Origin of the sequence: Aliiroseovarius sp., assembly GCF_965228805.1 — a bacterium.
Classification (GTDB): Bacteria; Pseudomonadota; Alphaproteobacteria; order Rhodobacterales; family Rhodobacteraceae; genus JASBTN01.
This window is the reverse complement of the sequence record NZ_CBDDIE010000003.1, coordinates 3,894,593-3,911,504: the sequence shown is the minus strand read 5'-3', so window position 1 is coordinate 3,911,504 and position 16,912 is coordinate 3,894,593. Positions and strand designations below refer to the sequence as shown.

Genomic DNA, 16,912 nt, shown 5'->3' with positions numbered 1-16,912 from the left:
TTTAGAACAGAACCGGGAAAAACCCGGTATTTTTTCAAGGCGGGAATGTGTCGAGTTTCCCGGATGGAGACAATGAACGCCATGATAGCCAACTTTTTGCCATATTGCGAAAGTGTGACCCTTGTGGGTGGAGGGGATGTTAATCGCACAACCCTTGAGGAAGCGTTGATCCACGCGCCGAATCTCGTGGCGGCCGATGGCGGGGCGGATCGGGCGTTGGCGCTGGGGTTCGAGCCCTTGCGTGTGGTGGGGGATATGGATTCGGTGTCCGAGGATGCGCGGGAGGCGTTGGGCGAGGATCGGTTCCAGCAGATCGATGAGCAGGACAGCACGGATTTCGACAAGGCGTTGCGCTCGGTCGGGGCGCCCCTGGTGATCGGGGTCGGGTTCCTGGGGCGGCGGCTGGATCATGAGCTGGCCTGTCTGAACAGTCTGGTGCGTCATGCGGACCGGCCCTGTGTTTTGCTGGGCGAGAAGGACCTGTGTTTCCATCTGCCCGGCGAGTTGGCGCTGGAGCTGCCCATGGGCATGCGCCTGTCGCTGTTTCCCATGGCCGGGATGGAGGTCCGGGCCGAGGGGCTGGTGTGGTCCTTTGACGGGCTGACCATGGCGCCCTGGGACAAGGTGGGTACCTCGAATGAGGTGGCGGGGCCGGTGCGCTTGCGGGCGGATCGGTCGGGGCTGTTGGTGATGCTGCCGCGTGCGGCGCTGGCTCAGGTGGTCGAGGCGCTGCTGGCCTGACGCTCGCGCGCGATCACGTAGAGCCCGGCGGCCACGGTGATGAGGATGCCGAGGGTGGCGAGCCCGTTTGGTAGGTCACGAAACATCAGCCAGCCGATGGCGGTGGCGAAGGGGATTTCCAGGTATTGCATCGGTGCGAGCGTGGCGGCGGGGGCGTAGCGCAGGCTCCAGGTCATGAGCAGATGCGCCAGCGTGCCGACCACGCCGAGGGTCAGGATAAGGGGCCAGGTCTCGGCGGGCGGCAGGGGCGTGTCGGGGATGAACAGCAAAAGCGGCAGCAGGGCGACGGTGCCCATGAGGCCGGAGACTGCCTGCAGCGCCACGGGGTCCACGTCCTTGGCCATCTGCCTCGTGATCAGCATGAACAGGGCAAAGATCAGGGCAACCGCCATGGGTAGGAGGGCCGCAGCGCCGACCTGGATGAAGTTCGGTTGCACCACCAGGAGCGTGCCCAGGAAGCCGACCACGGCGGCGCCCAGGCGGTGCGGGCCGACGGTTTCTCCCAGCACGTATTTACCCAGCAGCAGCATGATGAAGGGCATGACGAAGGCAATCGCCACCGCATCGGCGATGGGCAGGAACTTCAGCGCGGTGAACATGCAGGCGATGCCCGCGATATGCAGCGCGGTGCGCCAGGCGGTCAGGCGCAAATCACGGCGGGACATTTTCAGACTGCGGCCGGTGGCGGCGCAGAGCGGTACGAGGATGGCGGCCTGGATGGCAAACCGCGCGGTCACCAGGGTGATCAGCGCCACGGTGCTGCCCAAGAGTTTCGCGATGCCGTCGCCCAAGGGCGCGAGCAGGCAGAAGCCGAGCATCAGGGCGATGCCGAGAAGGGGGCGATCCGTGGTCATGGCGCGACAGTGACCCGGGCGCCGCGCCCGCGCAACCCGGATCCTGCGCCTCGGCGCTACCAAGTGGGCTGCGCGTTCCGCGCAGGCTCGATACCTCGCCCCGCTTGCAGGCAAGCGGGGCTCAGGCGGGTGGGGGCCTTGAACGGGAGGGATCCATCAGCCCGGACGCCTGTGACCGGCGCCCGCCTGAGCGGCCCCGGCGGGGCCGCGAGGGATCAAGCGTCGCGTGAGCGACACCATTGGATCACGCCTGTTTCAGGCGCGGGCCTCAGCAGTTGGGCACGTTGACCGCCAGCCCACCCAGCGAGGTTTCCTTGTATTTCTCGTGCATGTCCTGGCCGGTCTCGAACATGGTGCGGATGCAGGCATCCAGTGGCACCAGGTGGGTGCCATCCCCGCGCAGGGCCAGCGAGGCGGCGGAGACCGCCTTGATCGCGCCCAGCCCGTTGCGTTCGATACAGGGCACCTGCACCAGGCCCTTGACCGGGTCGCAGGTCAGGCCCAGGTGGTGTTCCAGCGCGATTTCAGCCGCGTTTTCCACCTGTTCGGGCGTGCCGCCCATCACGGCAGTCAGACCGGCGGCGGCCATGGCCGAGGCCGAGCCGACTTCGGCCTGGCACCCGGCCTCGGCGCCGGAAATCGACGCGTTGTGCTTGACGATCCCGCCAATCGCGGAGGCGGTCAGCATGAATTCCGGAATGCGCGAGGGCACGGCGCCCGGCACGTGGTTCAGCCAGTATTTCAGCACCGCAGGCAGAACACCCGCCGCGCCGTTCGTGGGGGCGGTGACGACCTGACCGCCAGCGGCGTTCTCTTCATTGACCGCCATCGCGTAAACGCTCATCCAGTCATTGATCGTATGCGGGGCACCCAGGTTCAGCCCGCGTTCGCTCAGCAGTTCCTGGTGGATCTTGCGCGCACGGCGTTTCACGTTCAGCCCGCCGGGCAGAATGCCGTCATTCGCGAGCCCCCGTTCGATGCAATCATCCATCACCTGCCAGATCCGCTCGATCCCCTCGGCCAGCGACCCCGGCCCGCGATGCACCAGTTCATTGGCGCGTTTCATCTCGGCAATCGTCTTGCCGGAGGATTTTGCCATCGCCAGCATCTGCTCGGCGCTTTCGAAGGGGAAGGGATGGGTGGCGGCGTCCTCGGCATCCATCTGCGGCTCGGCGGCCTGTTCAGCCTCGGTCACCACGAAGCCGCCGCCGATGGAGTAATAGGTCTCGGCCACCACCACGTCGCCCTGGGCATCCGTCGCCATCAGGCGCATGCCGTTGGCATGGCCGGGCAGCGGGTGGTCGTAGTCGAAGACCAGGTCGTGTTTCGGGGTGAATTTCAGCTCGGGCAGGCCTTCGGGCTGCACCGTGCCGGTTGCCTCGATCGCAGCCAGCGCCGCCTCGGCCGCCGTGGCGTCATAGTTGTCGGGCAGGAAACCCGCGAGGCCCAGGATGGTGGCACGGTCGGTGGCGTGGCCCACGCCGGTCCAGGCCAATGACCCATGCAACGAGGCACGCAGGCCCGCGACCTCGAAGGGCGAGGCGCGCAACAGGTCCAGGAAGCGGCCCGCGGCCACCATCGGTCCCATCGTGTGGGAGGAGCTGGGACCGACCCCAACCTTGAACATGTCGAATACGGACAGGAACATGGGCTTACCTCGCTTTCGTCTAGGTCCAGACTGCGACATTCCGGCGCGGGTTGTCGTGCAGAAAGCGACCTTTTGCGGGGTGTCCTCGTCGGACGGCGTGATGCGGCGTCTTGCGGTACGGGGAGGGGATGTCGCTCCGGCACGGGCAGGGGGAGGCGTTAAGCCTGCCGCAGCGTGGCCTGTCGGTCTACGACCAGCGACGGTCTGGCGATCTGTCCGGCGATCTGTCCGGCGTGGAACTCAGCGCGCGGCCCCATCGGGCCGGGTCAGGATGAAGGCCGCGCCCGCGCCCATGAACAGGACTTGCAGCCCCAGTACCCACCAGGCTGCACCCAGGATCAGGCTGATGCATAGGACCAGCGCCATCATCGAACAGGCCAGGACCTTTGCGCCGCGCGAGATCGCGCCGTTTTCTTCCCAATTGCGGATGGCCGGACCGAAATGGGCGTGTTCGATCAGCCAGGCGCGCTTCTCGGGGCTGCCCTTGCCGAAGGCGAAGGCGGCGATCAGCAGGAAGGGCGTGGTCGGCAGCACCGGCAGGATGACCCCCACCAGCCCCAGGGCCACGGCGGCCCATCCCAAGGCTATATAGAAATACCTGCTCATGGTCTCCGTCCGCGCGACTCGTAACTCCGAGCGCTATGCTCAGGTATCTAGGGACAGATGTCCATGCGACAAGAGGCAGGGCTGACCAGCCGCGTGCCGAGACGTTATCAGAGCGCGCTGCCTTCCGGTGGTTGCGGATAGCTGGGTGCGGTCAGCGGGGTGGGGCCGAGCCCTTCGGCTGCCTGTGCCGTGGCCATTGAGGCGCGCGTCTCCAGCCGGGTCGCCAGTGCGTGCAATCGGGGCCAGCGGCCAAGGTCATACCAGGCGCAATCCTCGGCCGGGTAGAGCGCGGGCCAGCGCAGCATCACCGCAACATAGAGGTCCAGGATGGTCGGGCTTTCGGCGCAGAACCAGGGTTGGCCGCTGGCCGCCAGCGCCTCCAGCCGGTCAAGGCTGCGGGTGATGCGCGCGCGGGTCAGGCTGGCATGCCCGGCCCCGTTCTCACCGGCATAGAGATGCGGGTAGAAGAGCTGGCGCAGATCCGTGTGTAGCCCGTTGGCGCAGGCAAAGAGCCAGGACAGGAACGCGGCGCGTTCGGGTACATTCGGGGCAGGGGCCATGCGGCCGTGCCGATCCGCCAACCAGAGCAGGATCGCAGCGGTCTCGAAGATTGGCCCGTCCGGTGTCTCCAGCGCCGGGATCATGCCCATCGGGTTGACCTTGAGATAGGCCGCGCTGTGCTGCGCGCTTACCGAGCGATCGACCAGTATGGTTTCATATGGCTGACCCAGCTCCTCCAGCACCAGGCGCACGATCAGTGAGGCATTGTCGGGGGCGTAGTGCAGGCGATACATGGACGTTCCTTTGCTGTGTGGCCATCGTGGGCGCGCGCGCGCGGCGTCGCAAGCGGATCTGCGGCAGATGCCGGGGCGCGGGCGACATTACGGTACAGGAGGCAATTGGCATCTCGCGGCCTGCGCTGCCGATTATTCGGCCTCCGGACAGGAAGATTAGGAATTGATTAACCATGGGGCGCTAGGCTTTGGAAAACGGGAGGTGTCCATGCGGTATCCGATTGTTGCTGTTTTTGCCTTTTGGGGGGTGACGGGCGTCGCCCAGGGCTCTGATCTGCCCTTGGCAATGGATGAACTGGGGGACCGGATTGCCGACGCTGTGGCCCCAGACACGTTGAGCAAGCTTGAGGGTGACCCGCAGGCCTTTGCCAAGGAGGTGGCCGAGCTGATCCTTGGCTATGGCCACGACGGCAGTATCGGTGCGCAGGGGATCGAGAATTTCATCGCGCTGGAACGGGCCTATTGGCGTGCGCGAGAACTGCGCCGTTTCCTGCTGGCCGATCTGGATGGTGACGGTGACATCACCGCCGGAGAGATGAGCGTTCTGGCCGCCACGCAAAGTGCGCGGCAGCGGGGCAAATCGGTGCTGAACTTCCGGGCGGCGGATCGTGATGGCGACGGGGTGTTAGGCTGGGGTGAACAGCGCGCCAATGCCGAGGCGCTGGCGAAGACGAAACTGCCCGAGAGCGAGGCAGAACTGTTGCGCGGCCTTCTGGGGTTGGATCTGGACCGGGACGGGCGGTTGTCGCTGGAGGACCTGGATGCGCTTCTGACCGGGGCCAGCCTGTCCCGCTAGGCCTGACCCATGAGGCGCAAGCGCCTCCGCGTGCCGCGGGCGGGGCAAAATTCTTGAGAAGAATTTTGACAAGATTTTTAGCTAAAAATCTTGGCCCCCCTCGCATGGCGCGCGCTTCTTTCCTATAAGTTCCCGGTAAGTAACGGGGAGTGCTGCCATGTCCGGGGAACTGTCGCCCATCGACACCGCCAAATTCGTCGCCGCCAAACGGGCGGTGGATTTCGTCGAGGACGGCATGCGCGTGGGGCTGGGCACCGGCTCGACCGCCGCCTGGATGGTGCGCTGCCTGGGTGAACGCATCCGCGAGGAAGGGTTGAAGATCACCGGGGTTCCGACCTCGACCCGTACGGCGGAACTGGCCCGCCAGGTCGGGGTCAACGTGACCAGCCTGGACGAGGCGCGCTGGCTCGACCTGACCATCGACGGCACCGACGAATATGACGCCGACCTCTGCCTGATCAAGGGCGGGGGCGGGGCGCTTCTGCAGGAAAAGATCGTCGCTACGGCCTCGGATCAGATGGTTGTCATCGCCGATCCCACCAAGCAGGTCGAGCACCTGGGTGCCTTCCCCCTGCCGGTGGAGGTCATTCCCTTCGGCTGGCAGACCACAAAGGCGCTGCTGGAGGAAATGCTGGTGGGAATGGATGTGCTCGGCCAACGGTCGACCCTGCGCATGAACGGCGAGGCTGCCTTTGTCACCGACGAGGGCAACCATATCCTCGACTTGCACCTGCAACGCATCGCCAACCCGCGCCACCTGTCGCTGGTCCTGAACCAGATCCCCGGCGTGGTGGAAAACGGGCTGTTCATCGACATCTGCGATGTGGTGGTGATCGGCCATGGCGACGGGCGGGTCGAGGTGACGGATATCAACGAGGGCACCCACGAGGAAGATCGCATCGAGTTCGTCGATACGGACAACCTGTTTGCGGATATTTGAGGGGGCAGGAGTTTTCCTGTCGCGGGTCGATGGCGGCAATGCGAAACGATGCTGCCTTTCAATCGATGGCCAACCATACAGCTGCTTGTTTCCACGCGGTCAAGCGATGCGTTCGCTAGAAATTCTTGGGTGCGATGCTAGACATTGAATGCCGGTTCATGATGAGTTGGCCATTATGAGGATCGTCATCATCAGCGACACCCATGGAGGCCACGAGGAGCTGGGTGATCTATGCGGCGACGTCCTGATCCATTGTGGAGATGTGGAACATCTTTTCAGAAAGGATGACCAGGCCATTGAAAAGATTGATGATTGGTTTGGTCGCCAACAGTTCGATCACGTCCTCTGTACCGGCGGAAACCACGACCTGACTCTGGAGAGGCATGTGCAAGCTGGCAAGCAGCCCTTTCGCAATGCACTCTTCCTGCATGATACAGAGCTTGTGATCGACGGTATCAAGTTCTTTGGTGCCCCATGGGTTCCGCACCTCGAAAAGCACGCATTCTTTGCCGATGAGCGCGCGCTCGACGAAGCTTGGTCGAGAATTCCCAACGATGTCGATGTTCTGATCACGCACACGCCGCCAGCGGGGGTGCTCGATGTGTCGAGCCGTGGCGCGACGCTGGGCTGCAAGCTTCTTGCAAGGCGGTTGAAGGCGGTGAAACCGGTGCTCCATTGCTTTGGTCATGTGCACGCAAGCGCGGGCAGCCGGGTGCGTGGGGGCACCACCTATGTCAATGCGAGCTCGGTCAATAGTAGCTTCGAGATCGCTGTCGCTCCGTTCGAGTGTGATCTGTTGGACAAGGACTTACGGATCCACAAGGGCTTTGGGGCGGGGCTGAGGTCTTTGTGGCCGTTTCGGCATGATATCCGACGCTGAACATGTGGGACGTCAACGTTGGGCTCAACGCCGTCGTTCCCCGCACACTCTCCCCCAGGGACCCGGCCACCTGACGTCTTCGTGACCTGCTGACGCTTTCCCACCTCCCGCCCTTCCCCTGATCCGGCAAAGCCACTACATCTGGGCACAACTCGGGGATACGGTCCGGCAAACGGGCTCAGGAAAGGCGAAATACATGGCATTCGATTATGATCTTTTCGTGATTGGCGGCGGCTCGGGCGGGGTGCGCGCGGGGCGTGTGGCGGCGCAGGGCGGGGCCAAGGTGGGCCTGGCGGAGGAGTTCCGCATGGGCGGCACCTGCGTCATTCGCGGCTGTGTGCCGAAGAAGCTGATGGTCTTTGCCTCCGGCCATGGTCCGGCGATCGAGGCCGCGAAGGCCTATGGCTGGGATCATGCAGGCGGCAAGTTCAACTGGACCAAGTTCCAGCCGATGCTGCACAAGGAGCTGGAGCGGCTTGAGGGCATCTATCGCAAGAACCTGGCCGGCGCGGGGGCCGATATTTTCGATGCGCGCGCCACGCTCAAGGATGCCCATACGGTCGAACTGTCCACCGGCGAGACATTCACCGCGAAACACATCCTGGTGGCCACCGGTGGCCGCCCCTTCCTGCCCGACACGCCGGGGGCTGCGGAGCTGGGCATTACCTCGAACGAGGTGTTCAATCTCGACGCCTTCCCTGAACGCATCCTGATCGTTGGCGGCGGCTATATCGCCTGTGAATTCGCCTGTATCTTCAATGGGCTGGGTGCCCATACCGCGCAGTGGTATCGCGGCGCGCAGATCCTGCGCGGCTTTGACGACGAGGTGCGCGGCTTCCTTGCGGAACATATCAGCGAACGCGGTGTCGACCTGCATGTCGGCCTGGAAGTCGAGCGCATGGAGCGCCGCGACGGGCGTATCTGGGTCAAGGGCACGGACGGGCGCGAGGATGTGTTCGACCAGGTGCTGTTTGCCACGGGCCGGGTTCCGAACTCGGGCGGGCTGGGGCTGGAAGAGGCGGGGGTCAAGCTGGGCCGCAAGGGCGAGATCGTCGTGGACGACTACTCGCAATCCAGCGTGCCCTCGATCTATGCCGTGGGCGACGTGACCGACCGGATCAACCTGACCCCGGTGGCGATCCGCGAGGGCGCGGCCTTTGTCGAAACCGTGTTCAACGGCAACCCGACCAAGCCCGACCATGAAAACGTCGCCTCCGCCGTCTTTACCCAGCCGGAATATGGCACCGTGGGGCTGAGCGAGGAAGAAGCGCGCGCGCAGGAGCCGATCGATGTCTACTGTGCCGCCTTCCGGCCGATGCAAAAAAGCTTCATCGGCGTGGATGAACGCGTGCTGTTCAAGCTGATCGTCTCCCAGGCCACGCAGAAGGTGCTGGGCTGCCACATCGTGGCTGATGGTGCGGGCGAGATGATCCAGCTGGCCGCGGTGGCCGTGAAGATGGGGGCAACCAAGGAAGATTTTGACCGCACCGTGGCGGTGCACCCGACCATGTCGGAAGAGATCGTCTTGATGAAAACCCCGACCCGGCGCGACTGAGCGGGACCTTATCGGGTTGAATTATTCCAGCTGTGGGGCCATTTTCCACAGCATATCCGTATGTTTGAAAGGACAGGACCACATGGCCAGTGACAATGGCGGACCCTGGGGCGGCGGTGGCAACCGCGGCGGCAGCGGCTCCGGGGGAGGGCAGGGGCCCAATCGTGGCGGCGGCGGCAAGCGCCCCGGCGACGATGGCCCGCAGATCCCCGAGATCGACGAGCTGATGAAGAAAGGCCAGGAGCAGTTGCGCGTGCTCATGGGCGGCAAGGGCGGGGACGCCCGGCGTGGTGGTGGCGGTGGCCAACGCGGCGCGGGGCCCAGCTTCGGTCGCGGCTCCATCGCGCTGGTGATCCTGGCTGCTGCTGCTGTCTGGGTCTTTGCCAGCTTCTACCGCGTCGACACCTCGGAACAGTCGGTCGAACTGCTGTTCGGTGAGCGATACGGCGTCGGCGAGGAAGGCCTGAACTTCGCGCCCTGGCCGGTGGTGACCAAGGAAATCTACCCGGTGACCCAGGAAAACGTCGTGGATATCGGCATGGGGGCGGCGAACGGCCTGATGCTGACCGGGGATGAAAACATCGTCGACATCGACTTCCAGGTCGTCTGGAACATCTCGAATGTCGAGAATTTCGTCTTCAACCTGGCCGAGCCGGTGGACACGATCAGCGCGGTGTCGGAATCGGCGATGCGCGAGATTATCGCCCGGTCGAACCTGGCGCCGATCCTGAACCGTGACCGTGGCCCGATTGCTCAGGAACTGGAAGAGCTGATCCAGGCCACCCTGGACAGCTATCAATCCGGCGTGAACATCGTGCGTGTGAACTTCGACAAGGCCGACCCGCCGCGTGAAGTGATCGACAGCTTCCTTGAGGTGCAGGCCGCCGAACAGGAACGCGATACGCTGGAGAAACAGGCCGACGCCTATGCCAACCGTGTTGTCGCCGGGGCCCGGGGTGAGGCAGCTCAGCTTCTGGAAGAGGCCGAAGCCTACCGTGCCCAGGTCGTCAACGAGGCCGAAGGTGAGGCTGCGCGTTTTGTCGCCGTTTATGATGAATACGCCAAGGCGCAGGATGTGACGCGCAAACGTCTGTATCTGGAAACGCTGGAGCGGGTTCTGGGCGCAGTCGACAAGATCATCATTGATGAGGGCGCAGGTGGCACCGACGGGATCGTGCCCTACCTGCCGCTGAATGAATTGCGCACCCCCAACACCGGGAGGAACAACTGATGCGACGTTCCCAGATTCTGATCGGCGTCATCGTCGTTGCGCTGGTTGCGCTGGTCAATTCGATCTACATCGTTGATGAACGCCAGAAGGCCCTGCGCCTGTGGTTTGGTGAGGTCACGGCCGTGATCGAAGAGCCCGGGCTGAACTTCCGCGTGCCGGTGCTGCACGAGATCATCTACTACGATGATCGCATCCTGCCGCTGGACACCCAGCCGCTGGACGTGACCCCGGCTGATGACCGCCGCCTGGTGGTGGATGCCTTTGCCCGCTGGCGGATCAAGGACCCGGTCCAGTTCCGCCGCGCGGTGGGGGCCAGTGGCATCAACGGCGCGCGTTCGCGCCTGGAGCGTATCCTGAACGCCGAACTGCGTGAGGTTCTGGGTGGGGTGCCGTCCGGGGCTGTTCTGTCCGCTGACCGTGTCGTGCTGATGAACCAGATCCGCGATCAGGCCCGTGGTCAGGCGGCAAGCCTGGGCGTCGAGATCGTCGATGTGCGTATCAAACGCGCCGACCTTCCGCCGCAAAACCTTGCCGCAACCTTTGACCGCATGCGCGCCGAACGTCAGCGTGAGGCGGAAGACGAACGCGCCCGGGGCCGCGAGGCCGCGCAGCGTGTCCGCGCCCAGGCCGACCGCACCGTGGTCGAGACCACCTCGGAAGCGACCAAACAGGCCGAGATCATTCGCGGTGAAGCGGACGCCCGCCGCAACGCGATCTTCGCCGACGCCTTCGGTCGCGACCCGGAGTTCTTTGCCTTCTACCGCTCGCTGGCGGCTTACGAGCAGTCGCTGTTGGGCGAAAACTCGACCCTGGTGATCTCGCCGGACAGCGAGTTCTTCGACTACCTGAAGTCGGCAACAGTCGAGTGATGGGCGCGTAATGCTGGATACGATCCTTCTGGGCCTCGGCCTGGTTCTGATCATCGAGGGGCTGGTGTTCGCACTGGCCCCTTCGCGTCTGGACGAGCTGGTCCAGATGATGGCCGAGATGGGCCGCGACCGGCGTCGCGTCCTGGGATTGGGGGCCCTGGCGTTGGGGCTGATCCTGGTCTGGTTGTCAAAGGGCTGACGGATCAAAATTTTTCCGAAAAATTTTGCCAAGAATTTTCTGAAAATTCTTGCTCCCGCGCGGTGGCCGTGGGCTGTCGCTCCATCACAAAGCAGTGAAGCGCAATTTTCGCAAGTTTGCGTTGCAGAATGGCCTCCCTATCTAGAAACTGTCATCAGAGCCCGGGGCAATTTCCCCGCAAGAACAGTTTAAGGAGGACGCGCGTGACACCGCAGGCATTAACCATCCCGAACCCGTCCCGCCGGACCATGCAGGCCTTCGTTGCCCTGGTCATGGGCGTGGCCCTGGTCCTGGCCTCGGCCATGCAGGCCCGCGCGCGCGGGGTTCCCGAAAGCTTTGCCGACCTGGCCGAACAGGTCAGCCCGGCGGTGGTGAACATCACCACCTCGACCGTTGTCTCCCAGCCGGGCGGCGGCGGCCAGATGGTGCCCGAAGGTTCCCCCTTCGAGGATTTCTTCCGCGACTTCCTTGACCGTGATGGTCAAGGCAACGGCGACCGCGACCGTCAGCGCCGCAGCCAGGCGCTGGGCTCGGGCTTCGTGATCTCCGAAGATGGGTTCATCGTCACCAACAACCACGTGATCGAAGGCGCCGACGAAATCCTGATCGAATTCTTCAACGGCCGCGATGAGCTGCCCGCAACGGTGATCGGCACCGACCCCAACACCGACATTGCGCTGTTGAAGGTCGAAAGCGACGAACCGCTTTCCCATGTGCCCTTCGGCGACAGCGACATCATGCGCGTGGGCGACTGGGTCATGGCCATGGGCAACCCGCTGGGCCAGGGCTTTTCCGTCTCGGCCGGGATCGTGTCCGCGCGCAACCGCGAACTGTCGGGCACCTATGACGACTACATCCAGACCGATGCCGCCATCAACCGGGGCAACTCGGGTGGGCCGCTGTTCAACATGGATGGCCAGGTGATTGGCGTGAACACCGCGATCCTGTCGCCCAATGGCGGCTCGATCGGCATCGGCTTTGCCATGTCCTCGGGTGTGGTGGAACGTGTCGTCGACCAGCTGAAGGAGTTCGGCGAGACCCGCCGCGGCTGGCTTGGCGTGTCGATCCAGAACGTGACCGATGACATTGCCGAGGCCATGGGGCTGGAGAGCACCTCCGGTGCCCTGGTCACCGACGTGCCCGAAGGCCCCGCCCGCGAGGCCGGGATGGAGGTCAATGACGTGATCCTGTCCTTCGACGGCACCGATGTGGCGGACACCGGCGACCTGGTGCGCCAGGTGGGCAATGCGCCTGTCGGCAAGACCGTGCGTGTCATGGTGCTGCGTGATGGCCAGACCCAGACGTTGAAAGTCGTGCTGGGCCGCCGCGAGGATGCCCTTGCCAGCCGCACTGACGAGGGCCCTCAGGAAGAGCCGGGCGCGCCGATGCGCAAGTCCCTGTTGGGGCTCGACCTGGCCGAGATGAGCGACGAGCTGCGCGCGGAGTTGGGGCTGAACCCGGGCGACGAAGGTCTGGTCGTCATGCAGTTGGACGAAACCAGCGAGGCCTTTACCAAAGGGTTGCGTGCCGGGGATGTGATCGTTGAGGCCGGCCAGGAGAAGGTGACCACCATCGCCGAGTTCGAAGCCCGTCTTGAGGTCGCCCGCGAGGGTGGTCGCAAGTCGATCCTGCTTCTGATCCGCCGCCAGGGCGACCCGCGTTTCGTGGCGTTGGGGCTGAAGTAACTCCAGCTTGAACCGAATTTACCGGCCGTCTCGAAAGGGGCGGCCGGTTTTCTTTTGGCGGTGCCCCCCCCCGAAAAAGCAAAACCCCCGCCAATCGGCGGGGGCCAGTCACGCGGGTCGTCCGAGTTGGGCGGCCCGTTTGCTATGTCGCGCTCAGTGGATCGCGTCGATATCGGCGCGGGTAAGCCCGATGTCGTCAAGCTCGCGATCCGACAGTTTCGCCAGGGCGTTGCGGGTCATGCGCGCGTCGTTCCACGCGGCGATGGTGCCGAACAGATTGGCGATGGTATCGGACAGACGGCCCCCGAAGGAGAGACCGTCAACCGTCAGGCGGGTCGTTTCGAAAGCAGCCATTGTCGTGTCCTTTTCTGATTAGACTGGCCCATGCGTCATTGCATAAATCGCCAATTAGGGCCAAAAAATCGGGCGCACAAGCGATGGAATTGCATGTCTCTTATGCAGTTTCTGCATTGCGGAAAAATGCGACATCGCCCATGTCGCAAACGGATTTCGCGAGGCCTAAAAGCGTCGTTTTCAGATCCTGCGAAGGCGAAAACGGAACAGTTTCACCGCTGCTTCATCTTGGTGAAAAATCTTTTAAGAACTGGCGAATGTTCGCGTTTCGTGCTAACTGTGCCGGAAAAGCAACAAGAGCAGGGGCGCAACATGCGGGTTTTGGGAATCGATCCCGGGCTTCGAAACATGGGCTGGGGCGTGATCGACACCGATGGTGTGCGCATGAGCCACGTGGCCAACGGGGTGGTGCATTCGGTGGGCACCGAACTGCCCGAACGGCTTCTCTCCCTGCATGAACAGCTGAGCGCGGTGCTGACGGAATACCAGCCGGACACGGCGGCGGTGGAACAGACCTTCGTCAACAAGGACGGGGTCGGCACGCTGAAACTGGGCCAGGCCCGGGGCATTGCCCTGCTGGTGCCCGCCCAGGCCGGGCTGTCTGTCGGCGAATATGCCCCCAACAAGGTCAAGAAGACCGTGGTCGGCGTCGGCCATGCGGACAAGCGTCAGGTTGATCACATGGTGCGGTTGCAGCTGCCGGGATGCGAGATCGCCGGGCCGGACGCCGCCGATGCCCTGGCCGTGGCGCTGTGCCATGCCTATTACGCGCGCTCGGGCGGGTCTCTCGCGGCGGCATTGAAGAGGGCGGTGTGATGATCGGACGAATTGCGGGCCGTGTGGATTACAAGGCCATGGACCACGTGTTGATCGACGTGCGCGGGGTGGGGTATCTGGTCTTTGTCTCGGACCGGACCATGGCGGCGATCCCCCCTGCGGGCGAGGTCGTGGCCTTGTACACCGACCTGTTGGTGCAGGAGACCAACCTGCAGCTCTTCGGTTTTACCTCGCTGGTGGAGAAGGAATGGCATCGGCTGCTGATGTCGGTGCAGGGGATCGGCGCGAAAGCGTCGATGTCGATCCTGGGCGCGCTGGGTGCGGATGGGGTCAGCCGGGCGGTGGCGCTGGGCGACTGGGCCGCGCTGAAGGCCGCCAAGGGCGTCGGCCCCAAGACCGCGCAGCGCGTGGTGATCGAACTGAAGGACAAGGCGCCGTCGGTGATGGCGATGGCAGGTGGCGGCGACCTTGCGGTGGATCCCACCGAGGTGATCGAGGATTCACCCGCTCCTGCGCCCAAGAAGGTCGCCAAGCCGAAAGCCCCGTCCAACGCGGCGGCGCAGAGTGAGGCGCTCTCGGCCCTGGGCAACCTGGGCTACAGCCCCTCGGACGCGGCCTCCGCCGTGGCGCAGGCCCTGGGCGACGCGCCCGAGGCCGACACGCCCACGCTGATCCGCGAGGCGTTGAAACTGCTGGCGCCGAAGGGGTAGGGATGGCAGGTTTTCGATGTGAGTTTCCGGGGATCGTCCCGGCAGAAGGACCGCTCTGATGGATCAACCCGACCCCACCCTGCGCCCGGACAAGCGCCCGGAAGATGCCGACCGCGCCCTGCGGCCGCAGCAGCTGTCGGATTTCATCGGCCAGGCCGAGGCGCGGGCGAACCTGCGCGTTTTCATCGAAAGCGCGCGCAAGCGCGATGAGGCGATGGACCATGCTCTGTTTCATGGGCCGCCCGGCCTGGGTAAGACGACGCTTGCCCAGATCATGGCGCGCGAGCTGGGGGTGAACTTCCGCATGACCTCCGGCCCGGTCTTGGCCAAGGCCGGTGATCTGGCGGCGATCCTGACCAACCTGGAACGCAATGACGTGCTGTTCATTGACGAGATTCACCGGCTGAACCCGGTGGTGGAGGAAGTGCTCTATCCGGCGATGGAAGATTTTGAGCTCGACCTGGTGATTGGCGAAGGCCCGGCGGCGCGCACGGTGCGCATCGAGCTGCAGCCCTTTACGCTGGTCGGCGCGACCACGCGGTTGGGGCTCTTGACCACGCCGCTGCGGGATCGGTTCGGCATCCCGACCCGGCTGCAATTCTATACCGAGGATGAGCTGCACCAGATCGTCACCAAAAACGCGACCAAGCTGGGCGCGCCTGCGGATGACGACGGCGCGCGGGAGATTGCGCGACGTTCGCGTGGCACGCCGCGCATCGCGGGGCGGCTGCTGCGGCGGGTGCTGGACTTTGCCATTGTCGACGGCGACGGGCGGATCACGCGTGATCTGGCCGACAATGCGCTGACCCGGCTGGGGGTGGACCACCTGGGGCTGGACGGGGCCGACCGGCGTTACATGCGGCTGATGGCGGAACACTATGGCGGTGGTCCGGTGGGGATCGAGACGCTGTCGGCCGCCCTGTCCGAAAGCCGCGATGCACTGGAAGAGGTGATCGAACCCTACCTCTTGCAACAAGGCCTGATCCAGCGTACCCCGCGTGGCCGCATGTTGGCGCAGAAGGCCTGGCGCCACCTGGGGTTGGAAGCCCCGCGCGCGCCTGAGAAGGGTGGCGGGCAGGCGGGTCTGTTTGACGGGTAACCTTAGCTGGGGCTCGGCAAAGGAAGCGTCCTCGGCTTCGCCTCGGGACCGCGCGACGGCGGGGCGCTCAGGCTGCGCCTTTCGCGACTTCGGCGCGACCTGCGTCGCCGCCTTCGTGGGGCATACCTTTTCATCTATCCCCGGGGCGTCGCCCGTTCCGCGGCTGAAAGGCTCCACTGGAGCTTTTCCAAGACGCCTTGAACTCCCCGCTGGAGGCCCGAATTCAGGCTCATGCGCAGCATGAGCCACCCCCAACGCCCGCGGACGCCGTCAGGCGGCCCCGGGGGGCGGGAGGGCCACCGGACAGGGTGTCCGGGCAAGGCGCTTGACCCTGCGGCGACGGCGGGCCACCCTCGGACCTGTTCAGCCCCGGAGATTTCATGCGTCGCCTGTTTCTTGCCCTTTCCCTTGCCTTGATCACCGCGCCGCTGCGGGCCGAAGAGGTGGATCCCGATACTCCCGCCGGGCTGGCGCGCATCGTTGAAGGGGGGGATGGCGTCAAGGCCTTGGCGCTGGGGTCGCACATTGTCGACCTGCCGACCGCGCCCTGGATCGCCTTTCTGGAGGCGCGGCGGGGGGATCTTCTGCTGGTCGGTCTGTCCCAGGGGGGCAATGCCAGCAGCCCGTCCTATGTCTGGGTGCACGCCACGCCCGGCGACATTCGCGTCAGCGCGCCTTTTGGCACCCGAAATGAGCTTGTTTCGGTAAGCCATGACGCCGAGACCGTGCAGGTGCGCCTGAAGGGGGATGGGCCGGGCAAGGGGGATGTGACCTTTCTCTATGACGGGCAGACAGTGACCCGACGACAGGAGCCGCTTGCGCCGTCGGGGCAGGGGAACGCGGGTGCAGAGTACTGGGTCGGGCGCTTTGCCTTCGAGATGCTTGATGCGGCGGAGTTGCAGGCGCCCTTGCGCGAGATCATGGGGGAGGAGGCCCTGGCTGCCCTGCAAGATACGCTGCGCATGGCCCTGCCGATGCAGATCGAGGGCGACTGGGTCATCGGCGAAGGCTATGTGAAGTTCAGCGCTCTGGCAGACAACGGCTTTATCGCCATGAACCGGACCGATGGCCGCCTGCTGGTCGGGCTGCGGCGCGACGGTGGTGCGCCGCAGCTGTTTGGGGATCTGCGGGGGCCGCTGACTGGCACGATGAAAGACTGGATTGGACGATAGAC

18 protein-coding genes are annotated in these 16,912 nt (G+C 64.6%); 13 read left to right on the top strand and 5 right to left on the bottom strand.

What is annotated here, in order from left to right:
- Positions 1 to 165: 165 nt before the first annotated feature.
- Positions 166 to 741, top strand: a complete 576-nt coding sequence (locus ACO07D_RS20315; RefSeq protein WP_421704745.1) for a thiamine diphosphokinase — start codon at positions 166 to 168, stop codon at positions 739 to 741.
- Here ACO07D_RS20315 and ACO07D_RS20310 read toward each other — a convergent pair.
- The 4 genes from ACO07D_RS20310 to ACO07D_RS20295 all read right to left on the bottom strand — a co-directional run bounded on the left by ACO07D_RS20310 (position 714) and on the right by ACO07D_RS20295 (position 4,643).
- Positions 714 to 1,595, bottom strand: coding sequence for a DMT family transporter (locus ACO07D_RS20310; protein ID WP_421704744.1), 882 nt, complete (start codon positions 1,593 to 1,595; stop codon positions 714 to 716). The two genes, ACO07D_RS20315 and ACO07D_RS20310, sit on opposite strands and share 28 nt — an antisense overlap.
- A 268-nt stretch (positions 1,596 to 1,863) precedes the next feature.
- Positions 1,864 to 3,243 (bottom strand): L-serine ammonia-lyase, encoded by a 1,380-nt coding sequence (locus ACO07D_RS20305; RefSeq protein ID WP_421704743.1) that lies wholly within the window; start codon positions 3,241 to 3,243, stop codon positions 1,864 to 1,866.
- 240 nt (positions 3,244 to 3,483) lie between these two features.
- The gene (locus tag ACO07D_RS20300; RefSeq protein ID WP_421704742.1) at positions 3,484 to 3,849 is read right to left on the bottom strand and encodes a YbaN family protein; all 366 of its coding nucleotides are present in this window, start codon (positions 3,847 to 3,849) and stop codon (positions 3,484 to 3,486) included.
- Between the two features lie 107 nt (positions 3,850 to 3,956).
- Positions 3,957 to 4,643, bottom strand: a complete 687-nt coding sequence (locus tag ACO07D_RS20295) for a glutathione S-transferase family protein (protein WP_421704741.1) — start codon at positions 4,641 to 4,643, stop codon at positions 3,957 to 3,959.
- 208 nt (positions 4,644 to 4,851) lie between these two features.
- Here ACO07D_RS20295 and ACO07D_RS20290 point away from each other — a divergent pair, with 208 nt between their 5' ends.
- The 8 genes from ACO07D_RS20290 to ACO07D_RS20255 all read left to right on the top strand — a co-directional run bounded on the left by ACO07D_RS20290 (position 4,852) and on the right by ACO07D_RS20255 (position 12,798).
- Complete coding sequence (locus ACO07D_RS20290; protein ID WP_421704740.1) at positions 4,852 to 5,439, top strand: hypothetical protein; 588 nt, start codon at positions 4,852 to 4,854, stop codon at positions 5,437 to 5,439.
- Positions 5,440 to 5,596: 157 nt separating this feature from the next.
- Positions 5,597 to 6,379 carry a ribose-5-phosphate isomerase RpiA gene (gene rpiA / locus ACO07D_RS20285; RefSeq protein WP_421704739.1) on the top strand — a complete coding sequence of 261 codons (783 nt, stop codon included), beginning with the start codon at positions 5,597 to 5,599 and terminating at the stop codon, positions 6,377 to 6,379.
- A 175-nt stretch (positions 6,380 to 6,554) separates the two neighbouring features.
- Positions 6,555 to 7,259 carry a metallophosphoesterase family protein gene (locus tag ACO07D_RS20280; RefSeq protein WP_421704738.1) on the top strand — a complete coding sequence of 235 codons (705 nt, stop codon included), beginning with the start codon at positions 6,555 to 6,557 and terminating at the stop codon, positions 7,257 to 7,259.
- A 196-nt stretch (positions 7,260 to 7,455) separates the two neighbouring features.
- Positions 7,456 to 8,814, top strand: a complete 1,359-nt coding sequence (gene gor / locus ACO07D_RS20275; protein WP_421704737.1) for a glutathione-disulfide reductase — start codon at positions 7,456 to 7,458, stop codon at positions 8,812 to 8,814.
- An 82-nt stretch (positions 8,815 to 8,896) separates the two neighbouring features.
- Positions 8,897 to 10,045 (top strand): FtsH protease activity modulator HflK, encoded by a 1,149-nt coding sequence (gene hflK, locus ACO07D_RS20270; RefSeq protein WP_421704736.1) that lies wholly within the window; start codon positions 8,897 to 8,899, stop codon positions 10,043 to 10,045.
- Complete coding sequence (gene hflC, locus ACO07D_RS20265; RefSeq protein WP_421704735.1) at positions 10,045 to 10,914, top strand: protease modulator HflC; 870 nt, start codon at positions 10,045 to 10,047, stop codon at positions 10,912 to 10,914. Before hflK ends, hflC begins: the two co-directional genes overlap by 1 nt.
- Before the next feature lie 10 nt (positions 10,915 to 10,924).
- Entirely contained in the window at positions 10,925 to 11,113 is a 189-nt protein-coding gene (locus tag ACO07D_RS20260) for a DUF2065 family protein (RefSeq protein ID WP_421704734.1), read from the top strand.
- Positions 11,114 to 11,361: 248 nt separating this feature from the next.
- Positions 11,362 to 12,798, top strand: a complete 1,437-nt coding sequence (locus tag ACO07D_RS20255; RefSeq protein WP_421705080.1) for a Do family serine endopeptidase — start codon at positions 11,362 to 11,364, stop codon at positions 12,796 to 12,798.
- A 153-nt stretch (positions 12,799 to 12,951) separates the two neighbouring features.
- On the opposite strand, the gene ACO07D_RS20250 is transcribed toward ACO07D_RS20255, so the two are convergent.
- Entirely contained in the window at positions 12,952 to 13,152 is a 201-nt protein-coding gene (locus ACO07D_RS20250) for a DUF1127 domain-containing protein (RefSeq protein ID WP_421704733.1), read from the bottom strand.
- 312 nt (positions 13,153 to 13,464) lie between these two features.
- On the opposite strand from ACO07D_RS20250, the gene ruvC reads away from it, so the two are divergent.
- The 4 genes from ruvC to ACO07D_RS20230 all read left to right on the top strand — a co-directional run bounded on the left by ruvC (position 13,465) and on the right by ACO07D_RS20230 (position 16,910).
- Positions 13,465 to 13,968, top strand: coding sequence for a crossover junction endodeoxyribonuclease RuvC (gene ruvC / locus ACO07D_RS20245; RefSeq protein WP_421704732.1), 504 nt, complete (start codon positions 13,465 to 13,467; stop codon positions 13,966 to 13,968).
- The gene (gene ruvA, locus ACO07D_RS20240) at positions 13,968 to 14,639 is read left to right on the top strand and encodes a Holliday junction branch migration protein RuvA (RefSeq protein WP_421704731.1); all 672 of its coding nucleotides are present in this window, start codon (positions 13,968 to 13,970) and stop codon (positions 14,637 to 14,639) included. Before ruvC ends, ruvA begins: the two co-directional genes overlap by 1 nt.
- Positions 14,640 to 14,697: 58 nt before the next feature.
- Positions 14,698 to 15,738, top strand: coding sequence for a Holliday junction branch migration DNA helicase RuvB (gene ruvB / locus ACO07D_RS20235; protein ID WP_421704730.1), 1,041 nt, complete (start codon positions 14,698 to 14,700; stop codon positions 15,736 to 15,738).
- A 380-nt stretch (positions 15,739 to 16,118) separates the two neighbouring features.
- Positions 16,119 to 16,910 (top strand): hypothetical protein, encoded by a 792-nt coding sequence (locus ACO07D_RS20230; RefSeq protein WP_421704729.1) that lies wholly within the window; start codon positions 16,119 to 16,121, stop codon positions 16,908 to 16,910.
- Positions 16,911 to 16,912: the final 2 nt, after the last annotated feature.